Origin of the sequence: Pedobacter sp. SYSU D00535, from assembly GCF_017355855.1 — a bacterium.
In the GTDB taxonomy this organism is placed as follows: domain Bacteria; phylum Bacteroidota; class Bacteroidia; order Sphingobacteriales; family Sphingobacteriaceae; genus Desertivirga.
Map to the genome: position 1 here is coordinate 350,349 of NZ_JAFEWD010000004.1, position 26,377 is coordinate 376,725.

The 26,377-nt window shown below is 42.3% G+C and carries 29 protein-coding genes; 3 read left to right on the forward strand and 26 right to left on the reverse strand.

Going from position 1 to position 26,377, the window contains the following annotated elements; genetic code table 11:
• Positions 1 to 65 precede the first annotated feature (65 nt).
• Positions 66 to 656 (reverse strand): RNA polymerase sigma factor, encoded by a 591-nt coding sequence (locus J4N23_RS12095; RefSeq protein WP_207427588.1) that lies wholly within the window; start codon positions 654 to 656, stop codon positions 66 to 68.
• Between the two features lie 123 nt (positions 657 to 779).
• Here J4N23_RS12095 and J4N23_RS12100 point away from each other — a divergent pair, with 123 nt between their 5' ends.
• From J4N23_RS12100 to J4N23_RS12110, 3 genes are all read left to right on the forward strand, one after another.
• Positions 780 to 1,928: a FecR family protein gene (locus J4N23_RS12100; protein WP_207427590.1), complete on the forward strand. Its 1,149-nt coding sequence runs from the start codon at positions 780 to 782 to the stop codon at positions 1,926 to 1,928.
• A 162-nt stretch (positions 1,929 to 2,090) separates the two neighbouring features.
• Complete coding sequence (locus tag J4N23_RS12105) at positions 2,091 to 5,564, forward strand: TonB-dependent receptor (protein ID WP_207427595.1); 3,474 nt, start codon at positions 2,091 to 2,093, stop codon at positions 5,562 to 5,564.
• Positions 5,565 to 5,575: 11 nt separating this feature from the next.
• Positions 5,576 to 7,393, forward strand: coding sequence for a RagB/SusD family nutrient uptake outer membrane protein (locus J4N23_RS12110; protein ID WP_207427597.1), 1,818 nt, complete (start codon positions 5,576 to 5,578; stop codon positions 7,391 to 7,393).
• 66 nt (positions 7,394 to 7,459) lie between these two features.
• On the opposite strand, the gene J4N23_RS12115 is transcribed toward J4N23_RS12110, so the two are convergent.
• The 25 genes from J4N23_RS12115 to J4N23_RS12235 all read right to left on the reverse strand — a co-directional run bounded on the left by J4N23_RS12115 (position 7,460) and on the right by J4N23_RS12235 (position 26,049).
• On the reverse strand, positions 7,460 to 9,451 hold the full coding sequence (locus tag J4N23_RS12115) for a sialate O-acetylesterase (protein WP_207427599.1): 1,992 nt from the start codon (positions 9,449 to 9,451) through the stop codon (positions 7,460 to 7,462).
• A gap of 36 nt (positions 9,452 to 9,487) precedes the next feature.
• A complete protein-coding gene (locus J4N23_RS12120; RefSeq protein WP_207427601.1) occupies positions 9,488 to 10,045 on the reverse strand; it encodes a dihydrofolate reductase family protein in 558 nt (185 codons plus the stop codon).
• A gap of 80 nt (positions 10,046 to 10,125) precedes the next feature.
• Positions 10,126 to 10,698: a dihydrofolate reductase family protein gene (locus J4N23_RS12125; RefSeq protein WP_207427603.1), complete on the reverse strand. Its 573-nt coding sequence runs from the start codon at positions 10,696 to 10,698 to the stop codon at positions 10,126 to 10,128.
• A gap of 166 nt (positions 10,699 to 10,864) precedes the next feature.
• Positions 10,865 to 11,293 (reverse strand): VOC family protein, encoded by a 429-nt coding sequence (locus tag J4N23_RS12130; protein WP_207427604.1) that lies wholly within the window; start codon positions 11,291 to 11,293, stop codon positions 10,865 to 10,867.
• Between the two features lie 231 nt (positions 11,294 to 11,524).
• Positions 11,525 to 12,181, reverse strand: a complete 657-nt coding sequence (locus J4N23_RS12135) for a hypothetical protein (RefSeq protein ID WP_207427606.1) — start codon at positions 12,179 to 12,181, stop codon at positions 11,525 to 11,527.
• 985 nt (positions 12,182 to 13,166) lie between these two features.
• Positions 13,167 to 13,721, reverse strand: a complete 555-nt coding sequence (locus J4N23_RS12140) for a hypothetical protein (protein ID WP_207427608.1) — start codon at positions 13,719 to 13,721, stop codon at positions 13,167 to 13,169.
• Between the two features lie 166 nt (positions 13,722 to 13,887).
• Complete coding sequence (locus J4N23_RS12145; protein ID WP_207427610.1) at positions 13,888 to 14,592, reverse strand: hypothetical protein; 705 nt, start codon at positions 14,590 to 14,592, stop codon at positions 13,888 to 13,890.
• A 115-nt stretch (positions 14,593 to 14,707) separates the two neighbouring features.
• Entirely contained in the window at positions 14,708 to 15,076 is a 369-nt protein-coding gene (locus J4N23_RS12150; RefSeq protein ID WP_207427612.1) for a nuclear transport factor 2 family protein, read from the reverse strand.
• 11 nt (positions 15,077 to 15,087) lie between these two features.
• Positions 15,088 to 15,831: an SDR family NAD(P)-dependent oxidoreductase gene (locus J4N23_RS12155; RefSeq protein ID WP_207427614.1), complete on the reverse strand. Its 744-nt coding sequence runs from the start codon at positions 15,829 to 15,831 to the stop codon at positions 15,088 to 15,090.
• Between the two features lie 4 nt (positions 15,832 to 15,835).
• Positions 15,836 to 16,030 carry a 4-oxalocrotonate tautomerase family protein gene (locus J4N23_RS12160; protein ID WP_207427615.1) on the reverse strand — a complete coding sequence of 65 codons (195 nt, stop codon included), beginning with the start codon at positions 16,028 to 16,030 and terminating at the stop codon, positions 15,836 to 15,838.
• A 120-nt stretch (positions 16,031 to 16,150) separates the two neighbouring features.
• The gene (locus J4N23_RS12165) at positions 16,151 to 16,714 is read right to left on the reverse strand and encodes a Crp/Fnr family transcriptional regulator (protein ID WP_207427617.1); all 564 of its coding nucleotides are present in this window, start codon (positions 16,712 to 16,714) and stop codon (positions 16,151 to 16,153) included.
• A 150-nt stretch (positions 16,715 to 16,864) separates the two neighbouring features.
• Complete coding sequence (locus J4N23_RS12170) at positions 16,865 to 17,440, reverse strand: hypothetical protein (protein ID WP_207427619.1); 576 nt, start codon at positions 17,438 to 17,440, stop codon at positions 16,865 to 16,867.
• 161 nt (positions 17,441 to 17,601) lie between these two features.
• On the reverse strand, positions 17,602 to 17,976 hold the full coding sequence (locus tag J4N23_RS12175; RefSeq protein WP_207427621.1) for a DUF1990 family protein: 375 nt from the start codon (positions 17,974 to 17,976) through the stop codon (positions 17,602 to 17,604).
• A gap of 256 nt (positions 17,977 to 18,232) precedes the next feature.
• Positions 18,233 to 18,781, reverse strand: coding sequence for a transposase (locus J4N23_RS12180; RefSeq protein WP_207427684.1), 549 nt, complete (start codon positions 18,779 to 18,781; stop codon positions 18,233 to 18,235).
• Positions 18,774 to 19,061 (reverse strand): transposase, encoded by a 288-nt coding sequence (locus tag J4N23_RS21255; protein ID WP_370527267.1) that lies wholly within the window; start codon positions 19,059 to 19,061, stop codon positions 18,774 to 18,776. Before J4N23_RS21255 ends, J4N23_RS12180 begins: the two co-directional genes overlap by 8 nt.
• Positions 19,062 to 19,078: 17 nt before the next feature.
• The gene (locus tag J4N23_RS12190) at positions 19,079 to 19,426 is read right to left on the reverse strand and encodes a hypothetical protein (protein WP_207427623.1); all 348 of its coding nucleotides are present in this window, start codon (positions 19,424 to 19,426) and stop codon (positions 19,079 to 19,081) included.
• Between the two features lie 98 nt (positions 19,427 to 19,524).
• Positions 19,525 to 20,205 (reverse strand): hypothetical protein, encoded by a 681-nt coding sequence (locus tag J4N23_RS12195; RefSeq protein ID WP_207427625.1) that lies wholly within the window; start codon positions 20,203 to 20,205, stop codon positions 19,525 to 19,527.
• A gap of 160 nt (positions 20,206 to 20,365) precedes the next feature.
• Positions 20,366 to 20,626, reverse strand: a complete 261-nt coding sequence (locus J4N23_RS12200; RefSeq protein WP_207427627.1) for a hypothetical protein — start codon at positions 20,624 to 20,626, stop codon at positions 20,366 to 20,368.
• Between the two features lie 256 nt (positions 20,627 to 20,882).
• Entirely contained in the window at positions 20,883 to 21,545 is a 663-nt protein-coding gene (locus J4N23_RS12205) for a hypothetical protein (RefSeq protein ID WP_207427628.1), read from the reverse strand.
• A gap of 110 nt (positions 21,546 to 21,655) precedes the next feature.
• On the reverse strand, positions 21,656 to 22,414 hold the full coding sequence (locus J4N23_RS12210) for a DUF2071 domain-containing protein (RefSeq protein WP_207427635.1): 759 nt from the start codon (positions 22,412 to 22,414) through the stop codon (positions 21,656 to 21,658).
• A 156-nt stretch (positions 22,415 to 22,570) separates the two neighbouring features.
• On the reverse strand, positions 22,571 to 23,152 hold the full coding sequence (locus tag J4N23_RS12215) for a toxin-antitoxin system YwqK family antitoxin (RefSeq protein ID WP_207427637.1): 582 nt from the start codon (positions 23,150 to 23,152) through the stop codon (positions 22,571 to 22,573).
• 146 nt (positions 23,153 to 23,298) lie between these two features.
• Positions 23,299 to 23,523, reverse strand: a complete 225-nt coding sequence (locus tag J4N23_RS12220) for a hypothetical protein (protein ID WP_207427639.1) — start codon at positions 23,521 to 23,523, stop codon at positions 23,299 to 23,301.
• A 649-nt stretch (positions 23,524 to 24,172) separates the two neighbouring features.
• Positions 24,173 to 24,472, reverse strand: a complete 300-nt coding sequence (locus tag J4N23_RS12225; protein WP_207427641.1) for a DUF2695 domain-containing protein — start codon at positions 24,470 to 24,472, stop codon at positions 24,173 to 24,175.
• 166 nt (positions 24,473 to 24,638) lie between these two features.
• Positions 24,639 to 25,256 carry a hypothetical protein gene (locus J4N23_RS12230; RefSeq protein WP_207427642.1) on the reverse strand — a complete coding sequence of 206 codons (618 nt, stop codon included), beginning with the start codon at positions 25,254 to 25,256 and terminating at the stop codon, positions 24,639 to 24,641.
• Between the two features lie 187 nt (positions 25,257 to 25,443).
• Positions 25,444 to 26,049, reverse strand: coding sequence for a CPCC family cysteine-rich protein (locus J4N23_RS12235; protein ID WP_207427643.1), 606 nt, complete (start codon positions 26,047 to 26,049; stop codon positions 25,444 to 25,446).
• Between the last annotated feature and the right edge of the window lie 328 nt (positions 26,050 to 26,377).

A 26,377-nucleotide genomic window follows, 5' to 3' on the forward strand; every position in this document is an offset into this window, starting at 1 on the left:
AGGCCTCTTTTCCTCTGAAAAATAAGGAACAAGAGCAATGCTTACGTTTTTGATAAAAAAGTTTTTCATCGGGAAAGAAGCGACAAGACAATGCTCAGGAAGATCGAGAGATGATTTCTGAGTGCTGTTTTGAGGTGACTCAATGCGGTCGATAATTGGTTTTCTACCGTTCTTTTAGAGATCTGCAGACGGCTCGCAATCTCGTCGTTCGATAAATGATCCATCCGGCTCAAGAAAAAGATCTCCCTGCATCTTTTAGGGAGTGGCGTCAGGTACTCGCGCAATATTTTAAAAAAATCGAACTCCAGGTGCCGAAGTTCTCCTTCATTGCGGGTGGCCAGCGTGTCGAATACCTCATAATCGTCTACCAGCACCAGCGGTTTTTTCGATGACCGGCTGCGGTTTAAATACTGATATCGCACCGCAGTGACCAAGAAATGGGGGAAGGAATCGACCACTAACTGATGCCTCCGTTGCCAGATATTTAGAAAGATGTCGTGCACAATTTCCTGACTGACTTCCTGATCTCGGCTTAGCTTAAAAGCCGTCGCATACAGCTTTGTCCAATAGCGGTCAAAGAGCATACGGAGCGCATTCGGATCGTCCGCCTGCACTAAATTCCAGAGCTCGTTATCATTATAGGAAGAGTAGGTCATAAATTGGTTCCCACAAGTAACAAAAATTATGACCGAAATGCAATAATAAGAGGGTTCAAATTTTTTTTGAAAAAGTGTGTGAGTAGGTCCCGAAATCTTACACTATATAATTACGAAGCCAATATGACCGAACAAGAATACCTCAAACTAGCCAAAAAGTACCTGGCGGGAGAAGCAAGTCCCGAAGAATACGAGTTGTTGCGCCGTCACAATGAAAATTTTCAGTTGTCTGAAGACGACTGGACACCGGAGATGGGAGAGAAGGAGCTCATCTACCAGCAACTAACAGAGTCGGTATTCGATGGCGTTGAAGCAGGCTTGCAGAGACGGAAGCTGTGGACGAGCTACGGGCGGATAGCTGCTGTTCTTCTGGTATTTCTTGCTGTGGGGATAGTTTTTTGGATGAGGAAAGGAGCTGCATCTGCTGAAATAGCGAAAGCTCCTGCGAAAGGAGAGAAAATTAAACCGGCAGGAAACGTGGCTTATCTAACCTTGTCCGATGGCTCTAAAGTAAGTTTAGGTGAAGGTGAAGCAAAGCTAGGGATAGAACATGGCATTCAGTTGAAGAAGGGAGCCGACGGATTATTGCTCTACGATCTGAGCCACGCTAATCCGGAAATCCGCGACAGCGAACCGGTTTACAATACGCTCACTACCCCCAAAGGAGCACACTACAGGCTGATTTTGGCTGATGGAACTAAGGTTTGGCTGAATGCCAGCTCCTCCATCACCTTTCCGGTTACTTTTTCTGGTGATACCCGCGACGTGGAACTTAGCGGCGAAGCCTATTTCGAAGTGGTTGAGAACAAGCATAAACCATTTACAGTGAAAACAAAGCGGACGGAAGTGAAGGTACTCGGTACTCACTTCAATGTTTCCGCTTACGCGGACGATCCCATTACCCGTACAACGCTGCTGGAAGGCTCGGTACAGCTCAAACATGGAACGCAGGCTGCATTGCTGCTGCCCGGGCAAAAGGGAGAGGTGGCAGAAGGAAATCCTGCCCTGCGGGTAGCAAAAGCGGACCTTCAGGAGGCGGTAGGCTGGAAAAACGGACTGTTCATTTTTAGAGACGAAAATATTGTGGAAGTAATGAAAAAAGTAGCCCGCTGGTATGATGTGCAGGTTGAATTTGAAGGAAATGTGAAAACCAAGGCCTTCGGTGGAACTGTATCTCGGTTTAAAGACATCACCGAAATTCTGGATCTGATGCAACTGGCTGGGGGCATTCATTACAAAATAGAAGGAAGGAGGGTAGTCATCATGGATTGATTTATTACTTAGTAACGAAATACTCGTGCGCGCTTCGGCAAGCGGGTAGTTCTCTCAACATCAAACGCCAATTAATCATCGAAACCTAGTTAAATGAATGAAAACTTACATGCTTACAGAAGAGGACATCTCCGTTCTGTAAAAACCAATTACCAATTAGCTATGAAACTAACTTTCTTCCTGTGTCTTTTCGCCTTTTTGCAGGTAAGTGCATCTTCACTGGCTCAGAAAATAAGTTTGTATAAAAACAAAGCCACTTTAAAAGAGACGCTCGACGAGATTCGTGTGCAAAGTGGATATAACATCTTTTACGATGCAACTTTGATAAAAGACGCGCATCGCGTGAGTGTACACCTTCAAAATGTACCGCTCGAGGAAGCATTGAAAAAATGTCTTGCCGGACAGAATTTGAACTTTGTCATTAAACAGAACACCATCATCATTACCCCGCTTGCGGACAAAGTTGAGCAGTCCCAACAGCGCGTCAAAATAAGCGGCTTGGTGGTAGACGACAAAAAGGAACCTCTCATCGGGGTAACGGTGAGGGTAAAAGGTACTAACATTGGTGCCGTTACCGGGATGGATGGCCGCTATACTATCGACGTCCCGACTCAAAACTCAACCCTTGTTTTTACCTATCTCGGTTTTGCTACCCAGGAGATCCGTGCAGACAGAGCCGTAATCGACGTGACATTGATGCCGGATGCATCAGTGTTGAATGAGGTGGTAGCTATTGGTTACCAAACTATTAAACGCAAGGATTTGACCGGCGCCTCTGCTTCTGTTAGCGGGAAGGATTTGAGTACAGTACCTGTTACTACCGCTGCCCAGGCCCTTACCGGAAGAGCTGCAGGTGTTAATGTGGTGACACAAAGCGGAGCTCCGGGGGCTCCAGTAAATGTTATCATCCGTGGAGGGACTTCCATCACGCAAAGCTCTGAACCGCTTTACATTGTGGATGGCTTTCAAATGCCTGATGCACTGCGTAACGTGGATATCAACGATATCGAAAGCATCGACGTGATGAAGGATGCATCGGCAACTGCAATCTATGGAGCCCGCGGTTCTAATGGAGTGATCCTCATCACTACGAAATCGGCAAAATCAGGGAAAACACAGGTTTCTTTCAACTCCTACATGGGGGTCGAAAGACTGGGTAAAAAGCTGCCCACCCTGAATGCACTAGACTATGCAAAGTATCAGTACGAGTTCCAGGTGCTGGGCGGAAATGAAGGCAGGTGGGCATCTTATTTTGGAGGGGACATAGCAGCTCCTGATTTTTACAACCAGGCTTATAACCGAATCAACAACGAGTACGGCTCTCGTTCAACCATTGATTGGCAGGACGCCGTATTTGGCGGATCTGCTTCTACCCAGAACCATAACCTCAACATTAACGGCGGTACCGAGAAGACACGCTTTATGCTGAGTTACAACAATACTTCGCAAAACGGGATTATCGACAAATTTGGTTATGCCAAAAACGGTGTAAGACTGAAACTGAACCACGAGTTGTTTAAAGGTGTCCGCGCAGACGTGAATACGCATTTTTTAGATTCGAAGCTGGAAGGCGGTGGTTCTTTGGGTGGAGCCTTGAAGATGACGATCCTGCAACCGGCAACCGGAGGTATACGGTATACTGATGCACAACTCACCGGAGCAGATGTCAGCAACGATATGCTGGCTGTGGATTCTCAGTATGATATTTATAATCCAATTATCACCAACGATGCGGTAACGGACGTCGACAAGTTGAGGCAGCTGGTGGCGAATGCCGGTCTTGAATTTGATTTTACCAAAAACCTAAAGTTCCGCAGTGCAGGAAGCTACCAGTGGCGCCAAAGAAGAGAGGATTACTGGGATGACGGTCGTACCCGCACTGCTCAGAACAATCTGGGCCCCTACGGCTCCCGCAACAATTCCGAAGGATTTAACTGGCAGATTACCAACACGCTCGACTGGGGTCGGGATTTCTCAGGACATCAGTTGAATGCACTTCTGGGGCAGGAGACGGTTTACAGCGAGAACCTTAATCTGAACAATTCTTATTTCGAATTCCCACGGAACAATTTCGGGCTCGACAATGTGAGCATGGCTTCCAACAATAAGAATACCTACGGGTCGGGGAGAGGCAGGAGTGGAATTGTCTCCTTCTTTGGCCGCGGATCCTATAGCTATAAAGGGCGTTACACCGCCAACTTTACTTTGCGGGCAGACGGTTCTTCCAAGTTTTCGGAAGGCAATAGATGGGGATATTTCCCTTCTGTAGCAGCGGCCTGGAGGATATCTGACGAGAAGTTCATGTCCGGACAAAAAGTGATCAACAACCTGAAACTACGGTTTGGCTACGGAACTTCCGGAAATAACAACATCGGGGATAATATGTATGCTACCGATTACGGAGCCGACAGTTATGCCATCGGCGATGCTAATTTTCCGACACTTGTTCCGAGTGATATCCTCGGAAATCCCCGCGTGAGCTGGGAAAAGATCATTTCCAGCAACCTGGGGTTGGATGTGGATGTCTTCAACAGTCGTTTAAGTATGGCAATCGATCTGTACAACAACGAGTCTAACGACCTGCTGATTAGAAACAGAATTGCCTCTTCTACCGGTTACAATTACCAGTTCCAGAACATCGGAGCGATCCGCAACCGTGGCGTCGAACTCGTGCTGAACAGCAATAATATCCGCTCGAAAGATGTTAAGTGGAACACCAGTTTCAACATTGGCTTCAACAGATCGAAAGTGCTATCTATTTACGGCCAGGACGATGAAGATTTCTTTTATCAGAATTACGAGAGCCGGGTAGACTACCTGGTGCAGGTAGGCAAGCCATTGGGCCAGATGTACGGGTATAAGTACGATGGGGTGTATACCACAGACGATTTCATTCAAAATACCGACGGGACATATAAGCTGAAAGACGGAGTTCCCAGAGCGAAGAGCAACAGCAACGGAACCAATGTCAAACCAGGTGATGTGAAATACGTTCCTACTGCCGGCGAAACAGACAGCAAGGGCAACCCGGTTTGGTCCACTAACGATCGTACGGTTATCGGGAATGCACAGCCTAAATTTCAGGGAGGTTTTACCAATACGTTCGGCTACAAAGGCTTCGATCTGTCCGTATTCATGAACTTCACGGTAGGCAACGATATCTTCAATATGAGTTCTCAGCGCTTTATTGGTCCTTACCTGCCCAACCAGAATACGCTTCAGGTGATGAACAACCGCTTCATCCTGGTAGATCCCGCTACTGGTCGTGAAACCACCAGTCTGGCGCGACTAGCAGAACTGAATCCGCAACAGTATGACAAAAAAGCGATGTGGAGCCTGCATGCCGATAACCGGATCGCCATTACGGATGCACTGGACTACTACGTGGAGGATGGTTCCTTCCTTCGCATTGGAACGGTAACACTAGGTTACACGCTTCCTAAGTCCTTGTCGCAACGGGCTAAAATCAACAATGCCCGGGTGTATTTCACGCTCAATAACTTGCACACGTTCACTTCCTACAGCGGTTACGATCCGGAAGTGGCTGCCAATGCAAGCCTGTTGACTATGGGAGTAGATAACTCTGCCTATCCAAGGGCAAAAACAGTAGTATTTGGTCTCAACCTAACATTATAATCTTAGTGAGAATGAAAAAGACATTAATCCAATCATGTGTTGCAGTAGCGTTGCTCGCTACCACCACCTCCTGCGAGAAGTTTCTCGATATGCCCTCGCAAACGAAGTTTGACAGCGAGACCCTCTTTACCACAGTCGACAGGGCCGAAATGGCGGTAGTGGGTTGTTATCCTCAGACATTTAACCGCGAGTTCTATTACCAGCTGGGCATGGGTACCGACGAATGTATGTCTACCGAAGGGGAGACCAATAGTAAGAACCAGATGTCGAACTACGTTTATACTACTTCGAACATCCCTACATCTACCTATACCGCCATGTACGCGGGAATTGAATACGCGAATGTGGCTATCAAAGGACTCCAGACCATGGAGGTAGTTGCGGAAGCGGATCGCAAAAAAGTGGACATGCTGCTCGGGGAAGCCTATGCGATCCGGGCCATGAATTACCTGAACGTGCTTCGTTTTTTTGGTGACGTGCCTTATTCCACCACTCCGGTTGCTGAGTCTGGCATATTTAGTTCTCCACGGGTAAGCCGTGATGTGATTTATGATGGCTGTATCGAAGATTTGCAGAAAGCGGTGGAGCTGTTACCCTGGAAAAGCGCTGGCATGGTAAGCACGCCTGAGCGGTTTACCAAAAACGCGGCTTACGGAATGCTCGCCAGGGTAGCACTGTACGCCGCCGGTCATTCCCTGCGTTGGGACCTGAACACTTATTCCGAATCTTCGGTGAAGATTGCCCAAAGACCTGACGCATCCCGCGTTAAGGAGTTGTATAAGATCGCCGCTGATGCCTGCAAGGCAGTGATCGATCGGGGAGAGAATAATTTGCTTCCCAAGTTTGAAACGGTATTCCGGGATCTCATTACTGGCAAATACAATAACGAAACCATGCTGGAGTACGGACAGTGGGGCAATAATAATAACGGCTCGGCGGCCGGATATACCAACGGAATTTTTATCCATACCAGCAGTATGTTTGGTAAGAGTCAGCCTGCCATGGCGGTGGTGCCCACCTATTGGTACGATTTTGCAGCAAACGACCTTCGCCGCGATGTGACCATTGCCAACTACGGCATCAACAGCGACAACTCTCGCCTGATGAATTCCTACTCGAGCAATACCATTGGAAAGTTCAGAGCTAATTGGGGCAAAAGCCTGGGCACTGCTATCAACCGCCGGGATATTAACTGGCCTGTGCTGCGGTATGCTGACGTGCTGTTGATGTACGCGGAAGCCTTAAACGAATACCATAATGGTCCTACGGCCGAAGCCATCGATGCTTTTGAGGAGGTGCGGACAAGAGGATTCGGAGGAGATGCTTCTAAAATTGGAACTACACCAACCGACTATCGGGGATTTCGGCAGGCGATTGTAGACGAGCGGAAGTTTGAGCTGGGCTTTGAGTCCTGGAGAAGAACCGATCTGGCACGCTGGGGTATTTTGTATGAGACCCTTACGGAGACCAAAGCGAAGTTGATCAGGATGGCAAAACGGGAAGGTGAATATGCTGATATCGACGGATACCGGGTGTACAAGAAAGAGATTGCCACCAGCTTTGAAGACCCGGTTGTCGCCATCCCTTACACCGGATATAAGACAATGTCGAAAGCCGACTCCACGCAAAAGGTAAAAGAAGGTTTTGTGGTGCTGAGAATGCACGGAGCATCACCGCTAAACTCGGTAGGAATTATGACACCGAATGCGGCTTTCATTAATAACCTGTATCGTGGTCTGGAAAAAGAAAAAGTAGAAATACTGCCTTTAGCCACTACCATGATCGATGTAAATCCTGCCCTGCGGGACCAGCAACATCCGAAATATTAATTATTCCGGGATCAACACAACAAGCCGAATGCAGCAATGCCTTCGGCTTTTTTTATGGAGATTCCTCTACTTTTCCGGGCTAAGGCTCCAGTCGTCCGTGCGGAAGGGAACCGCTGGCAAGCCTTCCTTATTGATCAGGTTGCCATCCGGATTATCGGCCCAGGCATAACGAACGGCAACAGGTGTCCTGACCTTCCCGGAACTTACGATCACTTCATTTCCAAGGATCATTGCCTCCGCCCAGTAGAACTTCCGGTCGCTGCCGGCAATGGCAAAACCTTTTAACGGACCAGCTCCCCGAAGGGCAAGGCCGGAGCCGATTTCGCTAAAACGCAGCCTTATCTTATCGCCCTCTATTTTTTGTTGTTGAAAGAGGGGCCCCGATGATTGCACCGGCTGCTTGTAGACTTTGTTCTTTGCCACTAAAGCCAGCCTTCTGCCTACTTCGTGTTTATTTTTGGGATGAATATCTCCGGCTTCTCCGATGTCGATAATACAAGCCATCCCCGTATTCGCTTGGGATAGAGCCATCGTTTGCGCTTCCCGAAGTGCCGCCCAGTTGCTTTCTGCAGGCTCAACTTTGCTAGGCAGGTAGTTAGCGAGTTGCACATACAGAAAGGCCAGATTACCCTGTTTCCACCTGTTTCTCCAGTCTTCCATCAACATCGGAAATAGACTACGATAGGCTAGGGGATCTGAAACGTTGTCCTCGCCCTGATACCAAAGAAAGCCCTTTAATCCGTAGGGAATCAGGGGATGAATCATCGCGTTGTAGAGATAGTTAGGATAACGATGGTAATTGTTAATTTTAGGAATAGCGGGCTCCAGGTCTTTCATGTATTTCCAGTTGCCTGCCAAGCTGATGTTGGTTTTGCCATCCGTAAGATACATCTGCGAGGCAGGCGGATGGAAGCCGCCGCCGCCCCAAAGAAAGGCCATACGCACAGCAAGTACATTTTTCCCAGGCTTCAGGTGACCCGGCGGAATCCTGTAGCGGTGTGAAAGATTAGCGTTCCAAACGTTTCTACTGATCTCGTGACCGTTTATGTAGAGCGAATAATTCATTTCCGGACGCCCCAGTTCTACATGCAGCTCTTTTCCGGCCATGCCTTCCGGCAGTTCAAACGTTTTTCGCATCCAGACCATGCCTTCGTAGAAGGGGATAGGCCAGTCTTTCAGCGTATTGGGCATAGGGAGTTCGGGCCATTCTGAATCGTCAAAACTTACTTGTGGGATCGTTTTATCCCTGAGGTTTTTAGGATGGTAAACAATGTCCCAAAAGCGGATCAGATCCAGGCTGTCTTTTATAAAATGCTTCTCCGTCACCGAGTCGTTTTGAAGGACGATCTTTCTGCTTGACTCTGATCTGAGTAATTGTTCTCTGCTCGTCCAGGCCTCCACGGGAGTACCACCCCAGGTCGACTGAATAATCCCGATAGGTATCTTCAAATCGGCCTGAATCGATTTGGCAAAATAGTACGCTACGGCTGAGGCAGTTTTTACATGCACAGAATCCATAGCCTTCCAGGAGCCTCCTTTCACATCCTCCTTTACTTGCACGCTTTTGTCGTGCGGGACGATGAAAAAACGTATGTTCGGGTAGTTAGCGGCTTTAATTTCTGAGCCTGCATTCATTGATTGCTGCACCTGCCATTCTATGTTCGACTGACCAGAAGCGAGCCACGCATCGCCAATTAATACCTCTTCAAATCGGATAGCAGGTACGGGCTGGCTTCCTTCATAAACGGTCATCACATACGGCCCCCCGGCTTTCATTGCTGGCAGCTGAAGCTTCCATTTACCGTCTGGTCCCGCCACTGCCTTAACCCGGTTTTTTCCCAGCTCTACCACGACCTGACTCCCTGGCGCTGCGCTTCCCCAAACCGGAATATCGGCTTCCCTTTGCAGTACCATTCCTTGCCCAAATAGTTTCGGGAGCTGTACCTGCGCATGAGTTTGGACAGATAGCAGAAGCAGCAGCATGCTGAGCGCTACAGGCAAGTAGAATTGCTGTTTAGCTAGCTTCATGAAACGGATAACTAATTTTTTTAAATCCATAGATTACACTTTTTAGTGGAAGCAGGGCTTCTGCTGTCAGGCAGGATTAGTCGTCGGCTCATAATATAGGGTTACTGCCCCACTACGAAAGGTTTTCGTCTTTATAAGGCTGAAACTAGTCCTGTTATGTACGTTCTCAAATAATGGCAATCCGCGTCCGGCAATAACCGGGTGAATGCAGAGCTGAAATTCATCAATGAGATTAAGGTTCATCAATTGAATGATTAAACTCCGACTACCCACTAGAATATCTTTACCCGCTTGCTGTTTGAGTTCCGAAACTTCCTGTTCCAGCGATCGGCTGGCCAGCGTCGCAGTTTCCCACTCTACATCCGCTAAGGTACGGGAAAATACAATTTTTGGTAGTTGGTCCATTTTCACTGCGAATTCGTCTGTTGCTTTGTTTCCTGTGGGATTCTCCACCACCGTTTGCCAGTACTTCATGAGCTGGAAAGTGATTCGCCCATACAGGACAACGCCTGAATTAGCTAAGAGATCAGCATAATGTTGATGTATTTCGTCATCCGGACTTACTGCTGTATGATCGCTAAACCCATCAAGCGTCATGTTGATTCCTGCAATTAGCTTTCTCATATATTAGGTTTTAATGGTTCTATAGCATAAGCTTAGGCTTTTTCTGCTGTTTCAATTGATGTAATTGCAAACCTTGGTTCTTATTGGCTGTCTACGATGTAATTCAGTTCCGTTACGCCGGAAGTAAACTGCCGGGTACTGAGAAGTTTTAGATTCACTTTCTCATTGATGTCGGCAAACAATGGAATTCCCCGCCCAAGAATAATTGGATTCATAAATAGCCAGTAGCCGTCAATTAAATTCTGTTGCATCAGCGAATGTGTGGCTGTCGGGCTGCCAAAAAGCAAGATGTCCTGACCTGGCCGCTGCTTTATCTCATTTATCCTGTCGGAGAGCTTATCGTTAATGACTTCTATGTTCGTCAATCCAGCTTCGCTCATCGTTTTCGACAAGACGATTTTATGAACCTGGCTGTACCATTTCGAATGTTCGATATCGTGCTTCGTTGCGGTAGGCTGGTCAGCTGCGGTGGGCCAGTAGCTTTCCATCATCTGATAGGTTACCCGTCCGTATAATGCGGTGTCGCCTTCACTTATCCGCTTCCCAACAAAATCAAAAATTTCTTCGTCAACTTTAATCCAGTCCATTTCGCCATTTGGGCCGGCAACAAAACCGTCCAGCGATACGTGCATGAAGGAGATTATTTTTCTCATTTTTCGTAATCTTTAGGTCTCAAAGTTGCCTGTTTAGGTGCAGGTAAAAAGAGTGTAAACGCGACGTTTTACCGGGTGATTCGCGGCAAGATCACCACTGGACGAGATGTCAGCCCTGATCTTCCACCGCTAAGACCAGATCCCTGTTGTTCTCTACGCCTGTTTTTTAGTAGTCTTCTTCCGGTAAGAGATCCGGATTGTAAACGATCTCCCAAAGATGACCGTCAGGATCTTGAAAATAACCTGCATAACCACCCCAAAAAGTATCCGTAGCAGGTTTAATGATTTTGGCTCCCGCCTTTTCGGCAAGATCCATTACCGCATTTACTTCTTCTTTGCTCGTCAGATTGTGGCCAATAGTAAACTCTAACGAAGAAGGAGCTTGTAGAGGAATACCAGTGTCATTCGCTATACTTTTTCTTGGCCAGAGCGCTAACTTCAAGCCGCTTTGTAAATCGAAAAATGCGACCGCACCGTGTTCAAATTCCTTCCCGATAATTCCTTCGGTTGTTAATCCTAGTCCGTTTTGATAAAACTCAACCGACTTCTCCAGATCCGCCACGCCTAATGTGAGTACTGAAATTCTTGGTTTCATATTTTCCAGGTCTAATTTAACGGTTTATAAGGTAGGGACATTTATTAAGTTAACTTATAAGTGTATCGATCGCTGTTTGTCGCGCATCTGCAACTATTACTATGTCCTTCAGTAGGTCCATTGTCAATTTACCTTGTCTGCGTCCGTTGAAATTACCGTCGACGGTTAGTATATAACCAGCGAGGCCGTCGGCCGAGGCTTAATGTTTCTACAATGTTTAGGGGCTGTTTTTTATTTATTTAGATAATGTTCTACCTCTTGTAGTTTGAAGGAAACCGAAGTCCCGCCAACAGCAAGACAAGCACTTGGAAGCCCAAACTCTACCTTAAAAAAAATTTGGTCCGTTTCAAAGCCAATTCTTAATTCATCCATTTCATAATCACGGATTGGTTCTGCCCCCTCTAAGCATTCTTTATTTTCAGGGTCTTCTAAGAGCTTCAGATACTCAGTCTTTATTTTTTGGTTTATTTGTTTGAGCAAGTCGCTTTGTTTTTGGTTGAAGAGCGCTGAATTTGCGATCTTCTTATATCTACCTGCCTCTAATTTATAGAGGTCATTTTCATAGCTATAGCGGCCCTTGAAATCAGGTGTACCAGTCGAGATGGTTCGGTAATTCTTATATGAACAGGTTTTGATGATTATCGGGTCTTCAGATTCAGGATTCTTTTCCTCTTTCTCTTCGCAAACCGCCGTAAAGCTAGAAGGCTTTGGCTCATCCCCAATCTGTTTTTCTTCCGCTATCTTTTCTTCGCTGATTTTTTCCTCTGTCGGGGGTGGAGTCGTTTGTGTACTGATTGTTGCCTCTGCTGGTGCTGATTTGCTATCTCCGCAGTTTGTTAAAAGGAATGAAGATGCAATTGCAATTAATATTCTCTGATAGTTTTTCATCTTACTTGAAGGTGAATTTAGTCTTCTTGAACTTGTCTTAATGTTAAGGCTTTGCGAAGATGGCGGATAGAAAGCACGTCATTGTCGCTTGCCACAATACTAAGTTAAATGTAGAAGATTGAGATGAACATACCCAGCCATTTTTGCAAAGGTGATGTTACCAGCTGCTTTTCTTTCAAAATGAACGTTTTGGAGATTTGCGATGGGCGGGATCTTCAGTATTAATGTTTATCGAAGCACTGAACTTATCGCATACGCGAAGCCGTCTGTAGGGAACGTAACCCCGACTATTGCAAATGTGCTGTTATGGACGGTGCTTTCCGGGACGTATCCATTCGTTTTATCGAGTTTGTTATGCGTATTCAGTTTTTGTTCTATTAGGTTTTAACAATATGATTGCTATAAAGATTGAACATAAAATGCATATGATGTCTGCCATGATTACAAAAGCTTCTTGATTTTTTGCTACCCAGAAAAAATAATTTGTCTGCCAAATGACGGTGTAAATAGTTAATAAAAGCAAAACTCCGCGAGGTATTTTGTTGTCTACCCACTTTGGAATCTTAAGTAGATGTCTGTGGAAAAATAATCGCCTGCAAAATTGTATTATTGTTGTAGTGGCAATAGTCAGTGTCACCAGAGCCGGAAACATGTAATTAGAAAACGTTAGCGCGCTAACAGGTGTCTGAGTAAAACAATCAAAGAAAACCAGTAATCCTTTAGTGGAAACAGAAAAAGCAACAAGTGAAATTAGTGTTACTGATCCAAGTATTTCAAATGTTCTGCCCATAAATAATTCTGGCTGTCACTTACTTTAATGTATCAAAATTCGTTGTCGTCTTTAAGCCTTGGCTATAACGGTTAGTGTTGATACGGTGCCTGGTTGGTAGCACTTCCGTATCGAGCTCCACTAAAGTAACTAAAAAGCAGAGAACTTTGAGAACCACGTCAACTGGGCATGATTTGAATCGGTATTAGATGTAATTTATCTGTTTTTTAACATTTTATCTGTTTCAGCCTTGGCTTTCCAGCAAGCAATGTCGCTTCCAACCGCAATAGTTTCAGGTGCAATATTGCTTTCAATGCCGTCGACACTAGTTTCAACTAATCCGTCTCGTAAGTTAGTCATGTAATACCAGTCTCTTGGCTTGTTAACTAACTTAAAGATATAAGTTCTAAAACTGAAAGTTGCCTTTACTGAAACTCTATTCAAGATTGCTTTTGTGTCAACATCTGTAAAACTAACAACTGTGTCTACGGATATTTTGCAATCTATTTGATAAAACTCACGTAGACTGCCAGTGTTTCTCTTCCATTTTTTCAATGATGTCGTTCGCTCTTTTTGAAAAGAAAATTTGAATTCCGATAAGTCTATGCTCTTAAACCTCTCAAATTGTCGAAGCTGTGCATTCCCAGTATAATTCTCTACCTTCAATATCCGCTTATCCCGTTCAATATCTTCTTTGAAGTCAAATGAATTATCTGTCGGCTGAAAAGTCGATAATAGCAGAAATAATATTATCAGATTGAATGTAGCCACTGGGTTTCTTTAAATTACACCTAATATTAAAGCATTGCTGTCAGGCGTGGCATTGGCAGCAGTGCAAACCGGTAAAGATAATCAGATGCCTTGTTATTCGTCAGCTACATAGTTCCATTCCTGCCACGCTTGCAGCAATGGTATAGGTAGGCACTTTTGATTTTTCCTAAAGAGTTCCACCTTCCGGCCAGTTTTTCCAATGAGTATTTGGTGTATGAGTTGGTCTATAAGCTGCAATGCTTCCAGTTTTCAAAACTTCAGCTATTTGCTTAAAAGTCTCGTTTTCGCTGGGTAACTCACCATTAACAACGTCTGGATGAAACCAGTCATGAAGTTCTATTATTCTCGGAAGGTCGTTTGGAACTCTTTCACGTATTTCAGTTTCGGTCGCAACAAGTTTCTCGTGATGTAACGCGTCAAGCAATCTAAGGAACTCAAACGCATTTATCCTTATTTCATCCTCAATGTCAATTCCTGAAGATTTGTATTGATTTCTATCTTGAATGAGAGGCATAAGGCTTCCTCTTAACTTAAAACTATCACAGTCTGGATTAAGGTAAAAGCTTTCCTCGTCGTCAAAAGTGCTACAATCATCAGCATCGTCTGTCAGGTAAAGGAAATTTTCATTTCGGGTGCCTGGTTCGTAGCTCAAACAATTTCCATAGACATGCAAGCAATTTGTAATTCCATTATGTCCACCACCTCGATAACTAAAACCAATAGCTTCTATAACAATTACCCAGCGTTTGTCATCTCGATAAGCGGTAAGTTTCGTACCTGCTGGATATACGTAGCCATTATCCAACATTGGAAACGTAAATTCAGAATTGCATTTGTCTAACTGGTCTAAAATTTCTTCGCTCTTAATCATTTAGGTGTTACATTGGCCTAGTTATAATGGGCAAATATAAAAGCAGTAGCAGTTTGGAAGAAATATCCTTTCAAACCGCTATTGCTTTTATACAGTGTTAGCAACTTTTCTTTATTTATTCGATATGAGAGAATAGTTTGTTTACAATCTTCCAATCATTATTGATTTTAACTAATGATAGATAGTCATAATAATTATATCCAAGCATAGGAACATGTAATTTGGCTATGGCAATTTTCCCCAGAATTTCTATTCCAATAATTTTCATTTTGAAAGTCTCGTTCAAATCATTAGGGCTTTGTCTATTTTCAACTCCTTCGAGATATTCCTTTACACTTTTTAAATAGTCAACATCTTTGATATCTCCATACATATAAACATTTTCATGGAAACAGGTTGTAAGTTTAGCTATATCTCCATAAAAAATACCTTCGAAGTAAATAGTTATTAAACCTTCTATTTCTTCTATGTTTTTGCTATACATGATTTATTTCTTTAGATAGAATGTCCAACTGTGTGCCCTCCGGCTACGTTAATGGTTTCTCCTGTTACAAAATCGGAAGTAGCCAAGAAATAGGCTGCTTCTGCAATTTCATGAACTTCTCCAATTCGGTTTAATAAATGCAGTCCTGCCAAACTATCAGCATCTTCTACACCCATTTTCCCTTGTAACGGACTTCTTATTATTCCAGGAGCAATAGTGTTCACTTTGATGTTGTTTTTCCCGAACTCTGCTGCCAATTGCCTTGTCAAAGAGTGGATTGCACCTTTGGTTGTTATCGGGGCTGTTGCCGGGAATCCGCCTATTGCGTGTTCTACTAAGACCGTCCCGATATTTATTATAGAGCCATTTCCTTGTTTTACCATCTGAGGAATAACTGCCTGCGAAGTGAAATACGTTCCTTTTAAGTTAACACTCCAATAAAAGTCTAAATCTTTTTCTTCAACATCTAAAAAGGGTTTAGGTGCAAATATTCCTGCATTATTGACCAAGACGTCAATAGTATTGAATTTATCTAATGCTACATGTACCAGTTTTTGACCAGTTTCTTGTTTACTGATATCTCCAACTAAATACACAGCATTTTCAGGAGAGCCTAATTCTTTAAAAGTCCTTTCCAAATTCTCTTTGTTAGAAGAATTCATCACTACATTACTTCCTCGCTCAATGAAGTATTTAGAAATTCCTTTACCAATTCCTGTGGATGCTCCTGTAATAATTACTGTTTTGTTTTTCATTTTCTTACTTTTTAATTCCTAAATACTGCTTCCCGTTGACGCCCCAATTTCCCAATGGTATTTCTTCAATAACCACATGGGTTGTTTTAGGGTCCTTATTGAGTATGTCAACAACCAACTGTGTGGCTCCTTCGATCAGTAGACGTTTCTGATCTTTTGTTACTTGTTCGTCAGTAACTTTAATGTTAATGTATGGCATAGTCTTTCTACTAGATTAGTTACCATACAAAGCTGCAGTTAGGAAAAATAATTAAGAAGGAGGCATGTCACTTCCTTCATGTGAGGTATGTCACATGAAGGAAGCAATAGGGGAAATGAATTAGGAATTTAGTCTACTAAGTGTTTCTCTCGAAACACCCAGGTAGGCTGCTATCATTTTTTTAGGAACACGTTGAAAAAGTTTTGGATACTGTTCAAGGAGTAATTCATACCGTTCTTTAGCCGAATTCTGTAATAAGGATATGATTCTATTTTGAAGGGCAATTCGACCAATTTTACTCTTTTTAGCCCAAAATCGCTCCATTTTATGCATTCCGGCAGTTAATTTTTCTCTGTTTTCAAAAGTTATATATAACAATTCACTGTCTTCGATACAGTCAATAAAAGTTTTTGATTTGGTTTGTTTTACGTATGATTCATAATCAGTAATCCACCAATTCTCCATTCCAAATTGAAGAATATGTTCTTTTCCATTATTATCAATAAAAAAGGTTTTTAAACAGCCTTTTATTACCCAATATTCTTTATTAACAATCTCTCCTTCCTGAACTATATACTGGTGCTTCCGTTTTCTTACCAGTTCAAAATGACTCAAAATGAAATCAAATTCTTCATCAGTAAGGCTGATTATTTCTTCGATATGCTGTCTAAGAGGATGCGTCATTTCAATTGCAAGTAACGGTTAAGGCTTGTCGCAGTTGCGGAATTGTTTATTCTTCGCTCTCAAGCCAGCACTAATGTAGTAGAAAGCTGAGAAATGACATAACCACGGACTCCGCAATTGCAACAGAGGCTATGTTAGCAGCTAATTATTTTAGTATGTAGTTATGACTATAAGTCCATTAGGCGCATTTTCACCATATATACTTTTGGCAACAGGTCGGTTAATAATATTTATACCTATAATTTTATTTAATTTGATGTTTTGAATCATGTTATATGCCTCTTTACGAAAGATTTGTTTTCCATTAACAATTAAAACGGGCTCGCCGCTTTTGGGCGCAATGTCAGCCGTTACAATTACAGGTGGCTGTTGATATTTCCTTTTCGCTTCTCCAAAATATTCTTTGATTAACTTTTTTGATTGAGTTCCTTTTGTTTGAAGAATAACAACGCCTGTCGGTGGTATACAAAGAATCGCGTTACTGATTGTGGTTCTGTCAATGTAGTTAATACCAGTTAAATCCTGAGTTTGATACTTTGAAAGTAGAAAAGACAAGGAGTCTATTGGAATAACATGACCATTCAAAACGTAAACAACTTCGTCGTCGATCTCTGCTCCAGGAAAGGTCGCTGAAATCCAAGCGTCTACATAATTTTTTGTCAAAGTTTGAGCACTCGAGACTTCGATAAGCAAGACTGTCAGAAGGCTCAGTATGAGACGTTTCATGTTTTTTAGCTTGCTGCTAACGGTTAGGCTTGCCGCTGTGCGGGATTAAAAGCACAAAAAGTTCGCCTATGGATAAAATTAGTAAAATGTACTGAAGTTCCTATTCGTACTACAACCCGCATTGTGGCAAGCTGATGTTATGCGGACGGCTTTTTTTATTTTTATTTGCATTCAATCTGTCGTTTCACGTTCTCTAAAGCTGCTCTAGTGCAAAACGTCTGGTAGGGAACCGAAATAATAGGGCCAAGTAGCTTCGTTAAAAAGTTTCCTGGAGTTGAAAAGGTCTCTATTTTAAAACTCAATTGCTTTTCAATCTCTTCTATTGTAAATATTGAAATCCCTTTTTCAACATGTCCTTCCAATGTCTCATAGCTAAATCCCTTTTTTCCTACTTCATTGATCACCTGCTTTATTCGTACTCCAAAAATTATCTTTTGCGAAAACGTTCGAAATGGCGGAATATAAGCTTGCTGGACAATTGTATCACCTACTCTCATCTCTCGACCAAAGTAGCCCCATTCGGTCTTAAAGCTCATTATGTTTGAAGGAAAGATTCGGTAGGAATAAAAAAAATCAAGGTTTAATTGATCCAACGATAGAACTGAGTTGATATTTATTGTCGTAATTTTCCTGGTCAGTCGATTTCTGTCATAGCTCATTACTCGTCGGTTCTTCAACTCAATCAAGTGACGGTCAAAGTTCTTGTCTTGGTCATTGAGATAAATCTTCATTAGAGCTGTGTCGGTCTTTTAAGCTGCCGCGTAACGGTTAAGGCTTGTTGATTTCTATGATTCAAGCAACTAATTTCGCATAATTTTTTTCATATTCCCTGTCTCGGTTTACACCAGCAAAAATTCTGAGAATAAGCTTATTCCTATCCGCATTAATTACACTCATTTTATTTTTCTTTCCCTCGGTTACCTTTCGCCGGTAATAGTCTTTTATCTCTTGGTTATACCGGATTGCTACCAAGGCTGATAAGTGGAGCAGCATTTTAACTTTTTTATTTGCCATGTTAGAAACCATTGTTTTACCCTTATACATTCCCGACTCTTTTTTAAATGGGGCTACTCCTGAGTAACAAGCAAACTTTTTAGCGGTATCAATATTTTTAAACTCATTTGTACAGATGATGACCTGCGTAGCAGTGATCTTTCCAACGCCGGGTACTGAAGTAACTAAGTCAAATAGACGCCTAAGCTGAGGATCACTTTGAATCAGTTGATCGATTGCCTTTTCTGCCTTTGCTAAATCTGTATCGATTGCCTTTAAAGATGAACTGCAAAGCTTTTTGTTTTCCTTAGCTATTTCTTTACTAAGAAATGCATTATTTTCACCTATTGCTGTTGATAGACATCTTCTTTACCTGAATCAACCGGGAACGCGTTGAAGAAAGTTGGGCCAAGGCATAAATTATTCCCCGTTTAGGAGTCCATAATCGTAAACCATCGCGATTTTTATAGGCGTACTGAGCTATTCTTACGGCATCTACCTTGTCGCTCTTTCCCCGAATATTGCCTAAAGAATTTTTTATTTGAGTAGCAGGTTCCAGACATATAAGGGCCTTGTGCTTATGCAAAGTAACCAGCAAATGATTATTATAAATACCGGTATGCTCCATGCAGAAAACAGCCTTTGCTAAATCGAACCCCGGAAGCTGAAGGAGTTTTTCAAAAACAGCTTTATTGCCTTTGAATTATTTCCGGTTTCCCTATGCAAAAGCTGTTGTTTTCCGTGCATTACAGCAAAATCTAACTCATTTTTTGAAACATCAATTCCGATAAAAAAAGCCAATTCCATACCTCTAACCTGTTTAGAGATAACTAAATAGTTAACCGTTTTAAACGCCATCAAAGCCTTACTAATGAGCCTGAGAACTCTAATTTCTATTTGATGTCTCCGTTTAAAACAAGCGGTAAAGGATTCAATCAACAAATAGCTCCTTATCCTGGCTGAATCTAAAGGCAGTTGCGGTATTAATTGCACGTCACTTTTAATCCAGTACTAATGTAATAGAAAGCAGTAAAATAAGTATACCACGTCAGCCGCAATTGTAATAAGCCGTTGTTGTGTGCTGGTGTTTTTTATACACTCTCCATAAATCTCGGAATTAACTCATAAATATCTAAACCCACATTATTTGTTAAAGAGCCTATAAGATGCTTTGGGCCACCTACATAGGTAAAAGATAAATCATAATCGGTAACTAAACACCATTCTTGGGTGTCGGGGTAAATAGCAGTAGGATTGTCTCTCACCTCACTTTTACCCCATAACCTTTCTAACTCAGATAATTGACCTTTGTAAAACACTTCGTGCTCCCATGTCTGAGTTTTCAAAACGCAATAATAGTAGTTAACTACTTGGTCACCTAAATTCTGTATGATGGTATCTCTTACGAAAATTAACTGACTATTCTCGCAGTCCCCTTCAGCAGGATAACGAATATCCGAAGGCCAACCTTCCTTCAAAATTTCCTTTCGTATTTCTTCTTGAACTTGGTTAGCAGTCCCTAATGTGAACTGTTTGTTATATAAGTTAAAAAAATCAGGCCAAGAGACAGGTTTGAACTCGCTACTTTCATTTGATTCAATCCAAAAAGGGTGAAGAATTATAGCATAGCTCTCGAACATCAAAGGACAGCACATCGTCAAAAGATACCAAAAAGCATCGTTTTCTTGCGGGTCGCCTGCAATTTCTACATTCGGGCCAAGTGAAGCTTGACGTCTAATCCAGTCTGGTAATATAGCATCGATGGTTGTCATTTTTACACTTGCACACAACGGTTAGGCTTGCCGCAGTGCGGGATTATAAGCACCAAAGTTTCGCCTACGGATAAAGTTAGTGAAAAGCACTGAAGATCATACACGCACTTCACCCCGCATTGTGGCAAGGTGGTGTTAGCGGCTGGTGTTTTTTAACTGCTTAAGAGGAAGCTATATTCTCTATTTGTTTTCCATTCATATAGATTTCAATTTCGTTGTATGCATCTGGCGGGTCTGGAATTAATTGAACTCCTTTGTTGTTATGGGTTATTCTCAATGTCCAACTAAACCTATCCGTCGAGTTCGTTGGAATAAACTTTATTGTGTTTCCGGGATTAACTGTATAACAGAAAGCTTCCGGCTCTAGTTGTATCTCTAAGGGTTTATCTTCCTCCCAACAGGTAAATTCAATTGCATTCATGATTTCTGCGATTATTAGACTTTAGTCCTGATTTAAAAACGTTAACTTCCTTCGAAGTTCGTGCGCTACATGTCGGAGTACATAGGGTGCTTCAGGGGCTTTTACACTTGCCGTTAACGGTTAGGGCTTTGCAAAGATGGCGGATAGAAAGCACTTCACTGTCGCCCCGGTACAAAACTTAGTTAAATGTAGAAAAAGTTCGAGATCAACGTCGCCCGCCATTTTTGTAAAGGCTGTGTAAGCTGTTCGGGCTTTGTTAATCTACTTTGAATATGTCGTGTTTAGCGTCAAAATCTGGTGTCAATTGAACGTTAGTAAATTGGTTTCGGTCAATAAATTCTTTAGCTCTTTCTGTAACCATTATGTTCCCGGTGAAGTTAATTGGGATAAAAAAGTCATTCTGGGTCAGAGTTTCTTGTTTTAAAACTACCTTTTCATAAGTTTGATAAATTCCTCCATCTCCGCCTCCACCCGGGCAACATAAATCACAATTATTTTTCTTTGGTTTGGAAAACCAAGACACGCCCATTTTGTCGTAGTCCACCTTTGTATTTACAGTTTCAACGGCTGCTCCAAATAGTTTGGGAATGGGATAAGGCGTATTTTTGCTAGTTCCCATCTGTACCACATTAAGCTCTATAAACTTTGATATTCCAGACATGTCACTTTCTTGATATTTGTCCTTGAAACGTTGAGAAACAATTAAGTCCGTTCCGATTACACCACCAACAAAGTCTCCTACCTTTTTTGGTTGCTTTAAAATGATGTCATGAGGTGGCAGCCAGTAACGTTGTCCCATTGCACGATTACATTTTGGACATTGAGGAAATTCCTTCGAAATAGTTGCTTCTTGTGTCAATTCAGCCCAAGCGAATTTGTATTGATTGAAACTTGGTATTTGAAGTCGGTAATGTGTCATTTACGGGTGTCGTTTTAGCCTGACAGCTAACGTGAAACGGCTTGGCGAAGGCAGGGAAATAGAATTACGTCTGCCTACACTTGCACCAATGCTGAATAAAGATATAAAGTTTAACCTATGTTCGTCAGCCCTGCTTTTGCCAAACCGCTGTTGGCTGCATGTGGTTTGTCTTCCATGCTTTTCCACTCGTGTTCCACTTTAGTCATAAGAAGCGCATTGTCAAACTGAATAGAGCCTTTAGGGAATACTTTTTCGTTCGCATAAAAGCTGGAATTAACATTCTGCACTTCAAGCGGCCGTACTTGCCAAGAGTAAGCCTGTAATTTCAGTCCTTCGTATTTGTCACGGCTTGGCGAATAACCAACAGCGCCTTTCTCAAAAAACTGGGATACATTCTCTAATGTGTCGAATATGGAGTTCAACGGGAAAGTATTTGTCTCTTTAGCATCTATGGAAATGCTTGTGTTGTCAGAACTAGTAAAGTCAACGTGATAATTACCGTCACCTTCTTTAACATTGAACTTGGCTAAATAGTGTTTACCTGGAAATAATCGTCCGCCTAAAATTGTGTTCAGTTTCAGCGATGTGTCACGCCTTGGGATGTAAACGCCTTCTTTGGTTTCCCCTTCTTCGTCCCACTCTACAGCAATGCGATGTGCTCCGTTTTCAGATGATACTCCAAGGAAGTCTGGAAGTCCTTTGAGTTTGATGTTTTTTAGTCGGATGAGGCAAATACCGACGATGGCTTTGTCTTTAAAGACTTTCGGCCTAAATGGTTCAGGAACAATTTTCCGTACAACATCTGGATCAGCCGTGAAATTGATTAAAATCCGTCGGTCAATATAACCATGTATTGTAGGTAGTCTCATGTTGTAGGGTTTGTCACCATTGCAGCCAACGGTTAGGCTAAGAGTTGTGCCGGATTAATAGCACTTCCACCGCTGCCTGTACTAAAGTAAGTAAAAAGCAGAAAAGTTCGAGCTCGTAGGTCAACCGGCATAACTTTTAGCCGATGTTAACTGCAGTTACTTTTTAAGCAATGAGTCGTTTTCGTATATTTCAGTCTTGGTCAAGCGACCGCGTTCATTATAGTATTTCCACGTCCCATTTTTCATTTTATTCTTGTAAAATTCAATTGTTTTTAGAGCTCCACTTTCGTAAAAAGTTCTGCTAGTGTCGTCTAAATTGCCATCTTTATTCTTTCCAATCTGACTCAAGTTTCCGTTGCTATAATATATCTTAAAAACTCCTTGGGCTTTTCCCTTTTCATCAAGCCACTCCTCACTGTTTGGTTTTCCATTTGAGTGATACATTACAAACGAGTCCACCTTTATGCCGTCACGGTATGTTGATTTTGCTCGTATTGTTCCATTAGGATTGTAAAACAAGCTTGGACCGTTTAACGTGTCGTCTTTAAAAGTCTCAAGAGACTTTATATTGCCGTTTAAATAGTAAGTCTTCCATTCACCTTGTTTCATATTGTCAATTGTCGTTCCTTCCGGAGCCTTAGTTGAATACTGAAAGTCGCTATACAAGGATTTGTAATTTTTAAGCAAGACCCAAACTCCAAAGAAGAAAATAACGAGTAAGGCTGGCTTGAGTTTCATCTGTAATTGCAGTTAACGGTTATAGTTTATATTGTGCCCGCTTAACAGCACTTCCGTGTCGGGCTGCACTAATGTAATTAAAAAGCAGAAAACTTCGAGAACCACGTCGCCCGGGCATAATTTAAACTTAATGTTACAAGCTGTTTTTATTTATTCCACTCCTCTATTCGATAGTGCTTGACTGTCGAGTCACTGTTTAAGCTGAAAGATAAAGTCTTCGTGCTAACTGGGTCAATATCTGAACCGTAGTCGACTTCCAGGTAGTACCCAATGTTCAAATCTTGTTCGATGTCCGGAGGCCCTAAAAGTCCTGTAAGCTCACTGTTCTTTAGTCCGAGGAGCGTGTGATTTTTGGTTAAATCCTCAATCATTCGCTCCCTACATTTACAAGGAAAAATGTCGTCTTTAGTTCTCCACGCTTTTTTGTCGAATTTTATCTGATTGTCACAAGAAGCAAGCGCGAGCACAAGAATTAGTAAGGCTGTCGTGTGGCGCATGTCCGGTTTTTTAAAATAGCTTGTAATGTTACGGCTAAACGCATGTACCGCTCCGTGCCGAATGGCAGTCCCCGGTATTGCGTTTAGCTATTGTTGGATGAAGTTGCTTATTTTTGGCGATAAGATAGGCATTTCGTTTATAGGTAATAAGCGAAGTGACTGTCCGCAGAAAAATATTTAGGAAAAGCTCGTCCAAAACAAAACAATCCTCATTTGTGCTTTGTTAAGCAATGCTGTTTGTCCCAAACAGGCTGCAAGACCATAGCTCCACGCTTAGAAGTCTGCTTCTGCATTTCGCCCTGGTCTTCCTGCTAAAGCATCTGCGGGATGCTTCATTGCTAATCAACGCACAAATTCCGAGGCGGGCTTTTCCTGCAATTTCATCCAACGGTTAAGGGTTTGAGTTGTGCCCGATTAAAAGCACTTCACTGTCGCCCCGCACTAAAGTAGTTAAAAAGCAGAAAACTTCGAGAACCACGTCAACCGGGCATAACTCAAACCTGATGTTACTGGTTGGCTTTTCTTATAGTCCTTCAAATTTCTCTTCGACATTATTGAGTACTTCACAGTCGCAATAACCGCCGTGCTGCTGCAAAAAGTCTATCGCCTTTTCTGAGTACAAGCCATTCTCTCGCAAATATTCTGTAGTTAATCTCAAAGTGTCGTCGCATTCGTCCTCTTCCAAACGCTCATTCAAAAAGTCAAATAGGTCCTGAAACTTCCCTGTTTGGAAAGGAAGACTGTTTAGAAAGTTCTGCTTCTCTTTAAGTTTGAAGTCCTTGAGAAGTTGTTTCTGTCTGTCTTTCTCTTCTTGTATTTTCATACTTGTAGGTCTTTGTTCGGTTGTCTGGTTTTCTTAAGCTTACCAGTAACCTTAAGGCTAAGAGTTGTGCCGGATTAAATAGCACTTCCGCCGCGTCAGCACTAATGTAATTAAAAAGCAGAAAATTTGGAGTACGCACGTCAACCGGCATAACTTTTAGCCGGTGTTAGCGGTTCGGCATTTCGTTCAGTTCGTTTCGAGTAATAACCAGCTCTATTGCTGTCCTATCGTTCTTGTCGTCATAAAGCAGTAAAGCCGATAATTTTTTATCTTTTTTCGAATTTAAAGGCTTTATAATTCCGATTTTATTTGTCCCATTATTTCTGCCAAAAAGGTCGGTCTCTGTAAAATAGATTGTGTCGTTTTTTATTTCGTAATTGCCGCTTACCTGAGATACACCGAAGCAAACATTTGTCGCTCTGAACTTTTTATTTTCTTTAAGCTTATAGTTGATTGTACAATTTGCAGAACCTTCTCTGTATGCTTCAAGGACATTTTTTCCTGTTAATTTGTCAAAATCTATTACTCCATAAGGCATTAAAAAAGAAGAAGTCAGTACTAAAGTCATCAGAGTTATAACAAATAATCTTTGTCGATTTTTCAGCTTTTCTTTGAATGCTCTATAAATCTGTTTTATAAGTGCAACAGCTAGAACTATAAACGCAATCACTAAAATTAAGTATGCTAGCATTGCAAAAAAGCCAAGTTTTCCCTCCCAGAAATATGTCGTATTTATGAGTGCAAAATAAACTATAGTCGCTAATAATAACTTTGCGTTTTGCAATGTGTCGTTAATTTGGTATGCTGACCGCTAACGTTTTGCAGCTACCCGAAGGGCGGGACTATTACCACAAAACATGATTTGAAAAACTAATGTTTGATTAACCACAAAACTGTCTGCGGAGTACGAAACCCCGCCTTTTGGGTAGGTGCTGTTACCTGCATGTACCTCTATGGTCCGAAGTCGAAAGTCATTTTTGTTTAATTAAATCGATTAGCACTTTCTTAGTCTCATGTCTCCATTCAGTCCAAAGTGGATCTGAAATATCCGTTGTCGGTGAAATTTTATCGTTCATTGTTTTCATTCGTTTGTCGTGATTTTCTAATATCGAAATTACTTCATTTGGACTAATGTTAATTTCACCATTCAAGCTATCTGCAAGTTGGTTGAGAATCTTACCAATGTTAAGTCTATTGTCTGTCAACGAAAGGCGAGAGTTAGGTCCGCCCCAAATCTCATCTGCACTTTCTTCATCTTGGTTGTCGTCCTGCCAATTACAAACATCACAAATGTCATGAACACCACGCTCCACAAGTGTCGGAAAACCGCAACCTGGACAAGTGAAAAGTTTCAGGTTGTTGTCTTTAATAAAATTGTCAAACGCATTTCGTCTTGTCGAAAAGTCCGCTAATATTTTGTTGTCGTCAGCAGTTAGTTTGGTTCTATCAAATTTCTCAGGATACATTTTGGTCGTGTCGTTGTTTTTAATTGTCTGTTCATTTGATTTGGTCGTCTCATTACAGCTAAATGCAAGCAATGAAAGTCCAAGTAAAAGTAGTTTCGTTTTAGTTTGCACGGTCGTAATGGCATTGCAGGTAACGGTTAGGCTTTGCGAAGATGGCGGATAGAAAGCACTTCATTGTCGCCCAGCACAAAGCTTTGTTAAATGTAGAAAATTTCGAGAACAACGTCGCCCGCCATTTTTGCAAGAGCCTGTGTTACCAGTAGTTGTTTTAATCTTTCTTTAGAATTCCCTCGTGCCAGCACATCCAAACTAACCAACTATTTATCGCTGAAATTCCTTTATCCTTTAGCCAGTCCCATTTCTCATTGCAAAATCTCGTCGATATCCTCTCAATTTCTGAAGCAGTCAATTGGAGATTGGGTTCCGTAATTTTGTAAAT

Bases quoted from the DNA above. Each gene is read 5' to 3' on its own strand.
- J4N23_RS12095 (WP_207427588.1), bottom strand. From the start codon at position 656: ATGACCTACTCTTCCTATAATGATAACGAGCTCTGGAATTTAGTGCAG.
- J4N23_RS12100 (WP_207427590.1), top strand. From the start codon at position 780: ATGACCGAACAAGAATACCTCAAACTAGCCAAAAAGTACCTGGCGGGA.
- J4N23_RS12105 (WP_207427595.1), top strand. From the start codon at position 2,091: ATGAAACTAACTTTCTTCCTGTGTCTTTTCGCCTTTTTGCAGGTAAGT.
- J4N23_RS12110 (WP_207427597.1), top strand. From the start codon at position 5,576: ATGAAAAAGACATTAATCCAATCATGTGTTGCAGTAGCGTTGCTCGCT.
- J4N23_RS12115 (WP_207427599.1), bottom strand. From the start codon at position 9,451: ATGGATTTAAAAAAATTAGTTATCCGTTTCATGAAGCTAGCTAAACAG.
- J4N23_RS12120 (WP_207427601.1), bottom strand. From the start codon at position 10,045: ATGAGAAAGCTAATTGCAGGAATCAACATGACGCTTGATGGGTTTAGC.
- J4N23_RS12125 (WP_207427603.1), bottom strand. From the start codon at position 10,698: ATGAGAAAAATAATCTCCTTCATGCACGTATCGCTGGACGGTTTTGTT.
- J4N23_RS12130 (WP_207427604.1), bottom strand. From the start codon at position 11,293: ATGAAACCAAGAATTTCAGTACTCACATTAGGCGTGGCGGATCTGGAG.
- J4N23_RS12135 (WP_207427606.1), bottom strand. From the start codon at position 12,181: ATGAAAAACTATCAGAGAATATTAATTGCAATTGCATCTTCATTCCTT.
- J4N23_RS12145 (WP_207427610.1), bottom strand. From the start codon at position 14,592: ATGATTAAGAGCGAAGAAATTTTAGACCAGTTAGACAAATGCAATTCT.
- J4N23_RS12150 (WP_207427612.1), bottom strand. From the start codon at position 15,076: ATGTATAGCAAAAACATAGAAGAAATAGAAGGTTTAATAACTATTTAC.
- J4N23_RS12155 (WP_207427614.1), bottom strand. From the start codon at position 15,831: ATGAAAAACAAAACAGTAATTATTACAGGAGCATCCACAGGAATTGGT.
- J4N23_RS12160 (WP_207427615.1), bottom strand. From the start codon at position 16,030: ATGCCATACATTAACATTAAAGTTACTGACGAACAAGTAACAAAAGAT.
- J4N23_RS12165 (WP_207427617.1), bottom strand. From the start codon at position 16,714: ATGACGCATCCTCTTAGACAGCATATCGAAGAAATAATCAGCCTTACT.
- J4N23_RS12170 (WP_207427619.1), bottom strand. From the start codon at position 17,440: ATGAAACGTCTCATACTGAGCCTTCTGACAGTCTTGCTTATCGAAGTC.
- J4N23_RS12175 (WP_207427621.1), bottom strand. From the start codon at position 17,976: ATGAGCTTTAAGACCGAATGGGGCTACTTTGGTCGAGAGATGAGAGTA.
- J4N23_RS21255 (WP_370527267.1), bottom strand. From the start codon at position 19,061: ATGGAGCATACCGGTATTTATAATAATCATTTGCTGGTTACTTTGCAT.
- J4N23_RS12195 (WP_207427625.1), bottom strand. From the start codon at position 20,205: ATGACAACCATCGATGCTATATTACCAGACTGGATTAGACGTCAAGCT.
- J4N23_RS12200 (WP_207427627.1), bottom strand. From the start codon at position 20,626: ATGAATGCAATTGAATTTACCTGTTGGGAGGAAGATAAACCCTTAGAG.
- J4N23_RS12205 (WP_207427628.1), bottom strand. From the start codon at position 21,545: ATGACACATTACCGACTTCAAATACCAAGTTTCAATCAATACAAATTC.
- J4N23_RS12210 (WP_207427635.1), bottom strand. From the start codon at position 22,414: ATGAGACTACCTACAATACATGGTTATATTGACCGACGGATTTTAATC.
- J4N23_RS12215 (WP_207427637.1), bottom strand. From the start codon at position 23,152: ATGAAACTCAAGCCAGCCTTACTCGTTATTTTCTTCTTTGGAGTTTGG.
- J4N23_RS12220 (WP_207427639.1), bottom strand. From the start codon at position 23,523: ATGATTGAGGATTTAACCAAAAATCACACGCTCCTCGGACTAAAGAAC.
- J4N23_RS12225 (WP_207427641.1), bottom strand. From the start codon at position 24,472: ATGAAAATACAAGAAGAGAAAGACAGACAGAAACAACTTCTCAAGGAC.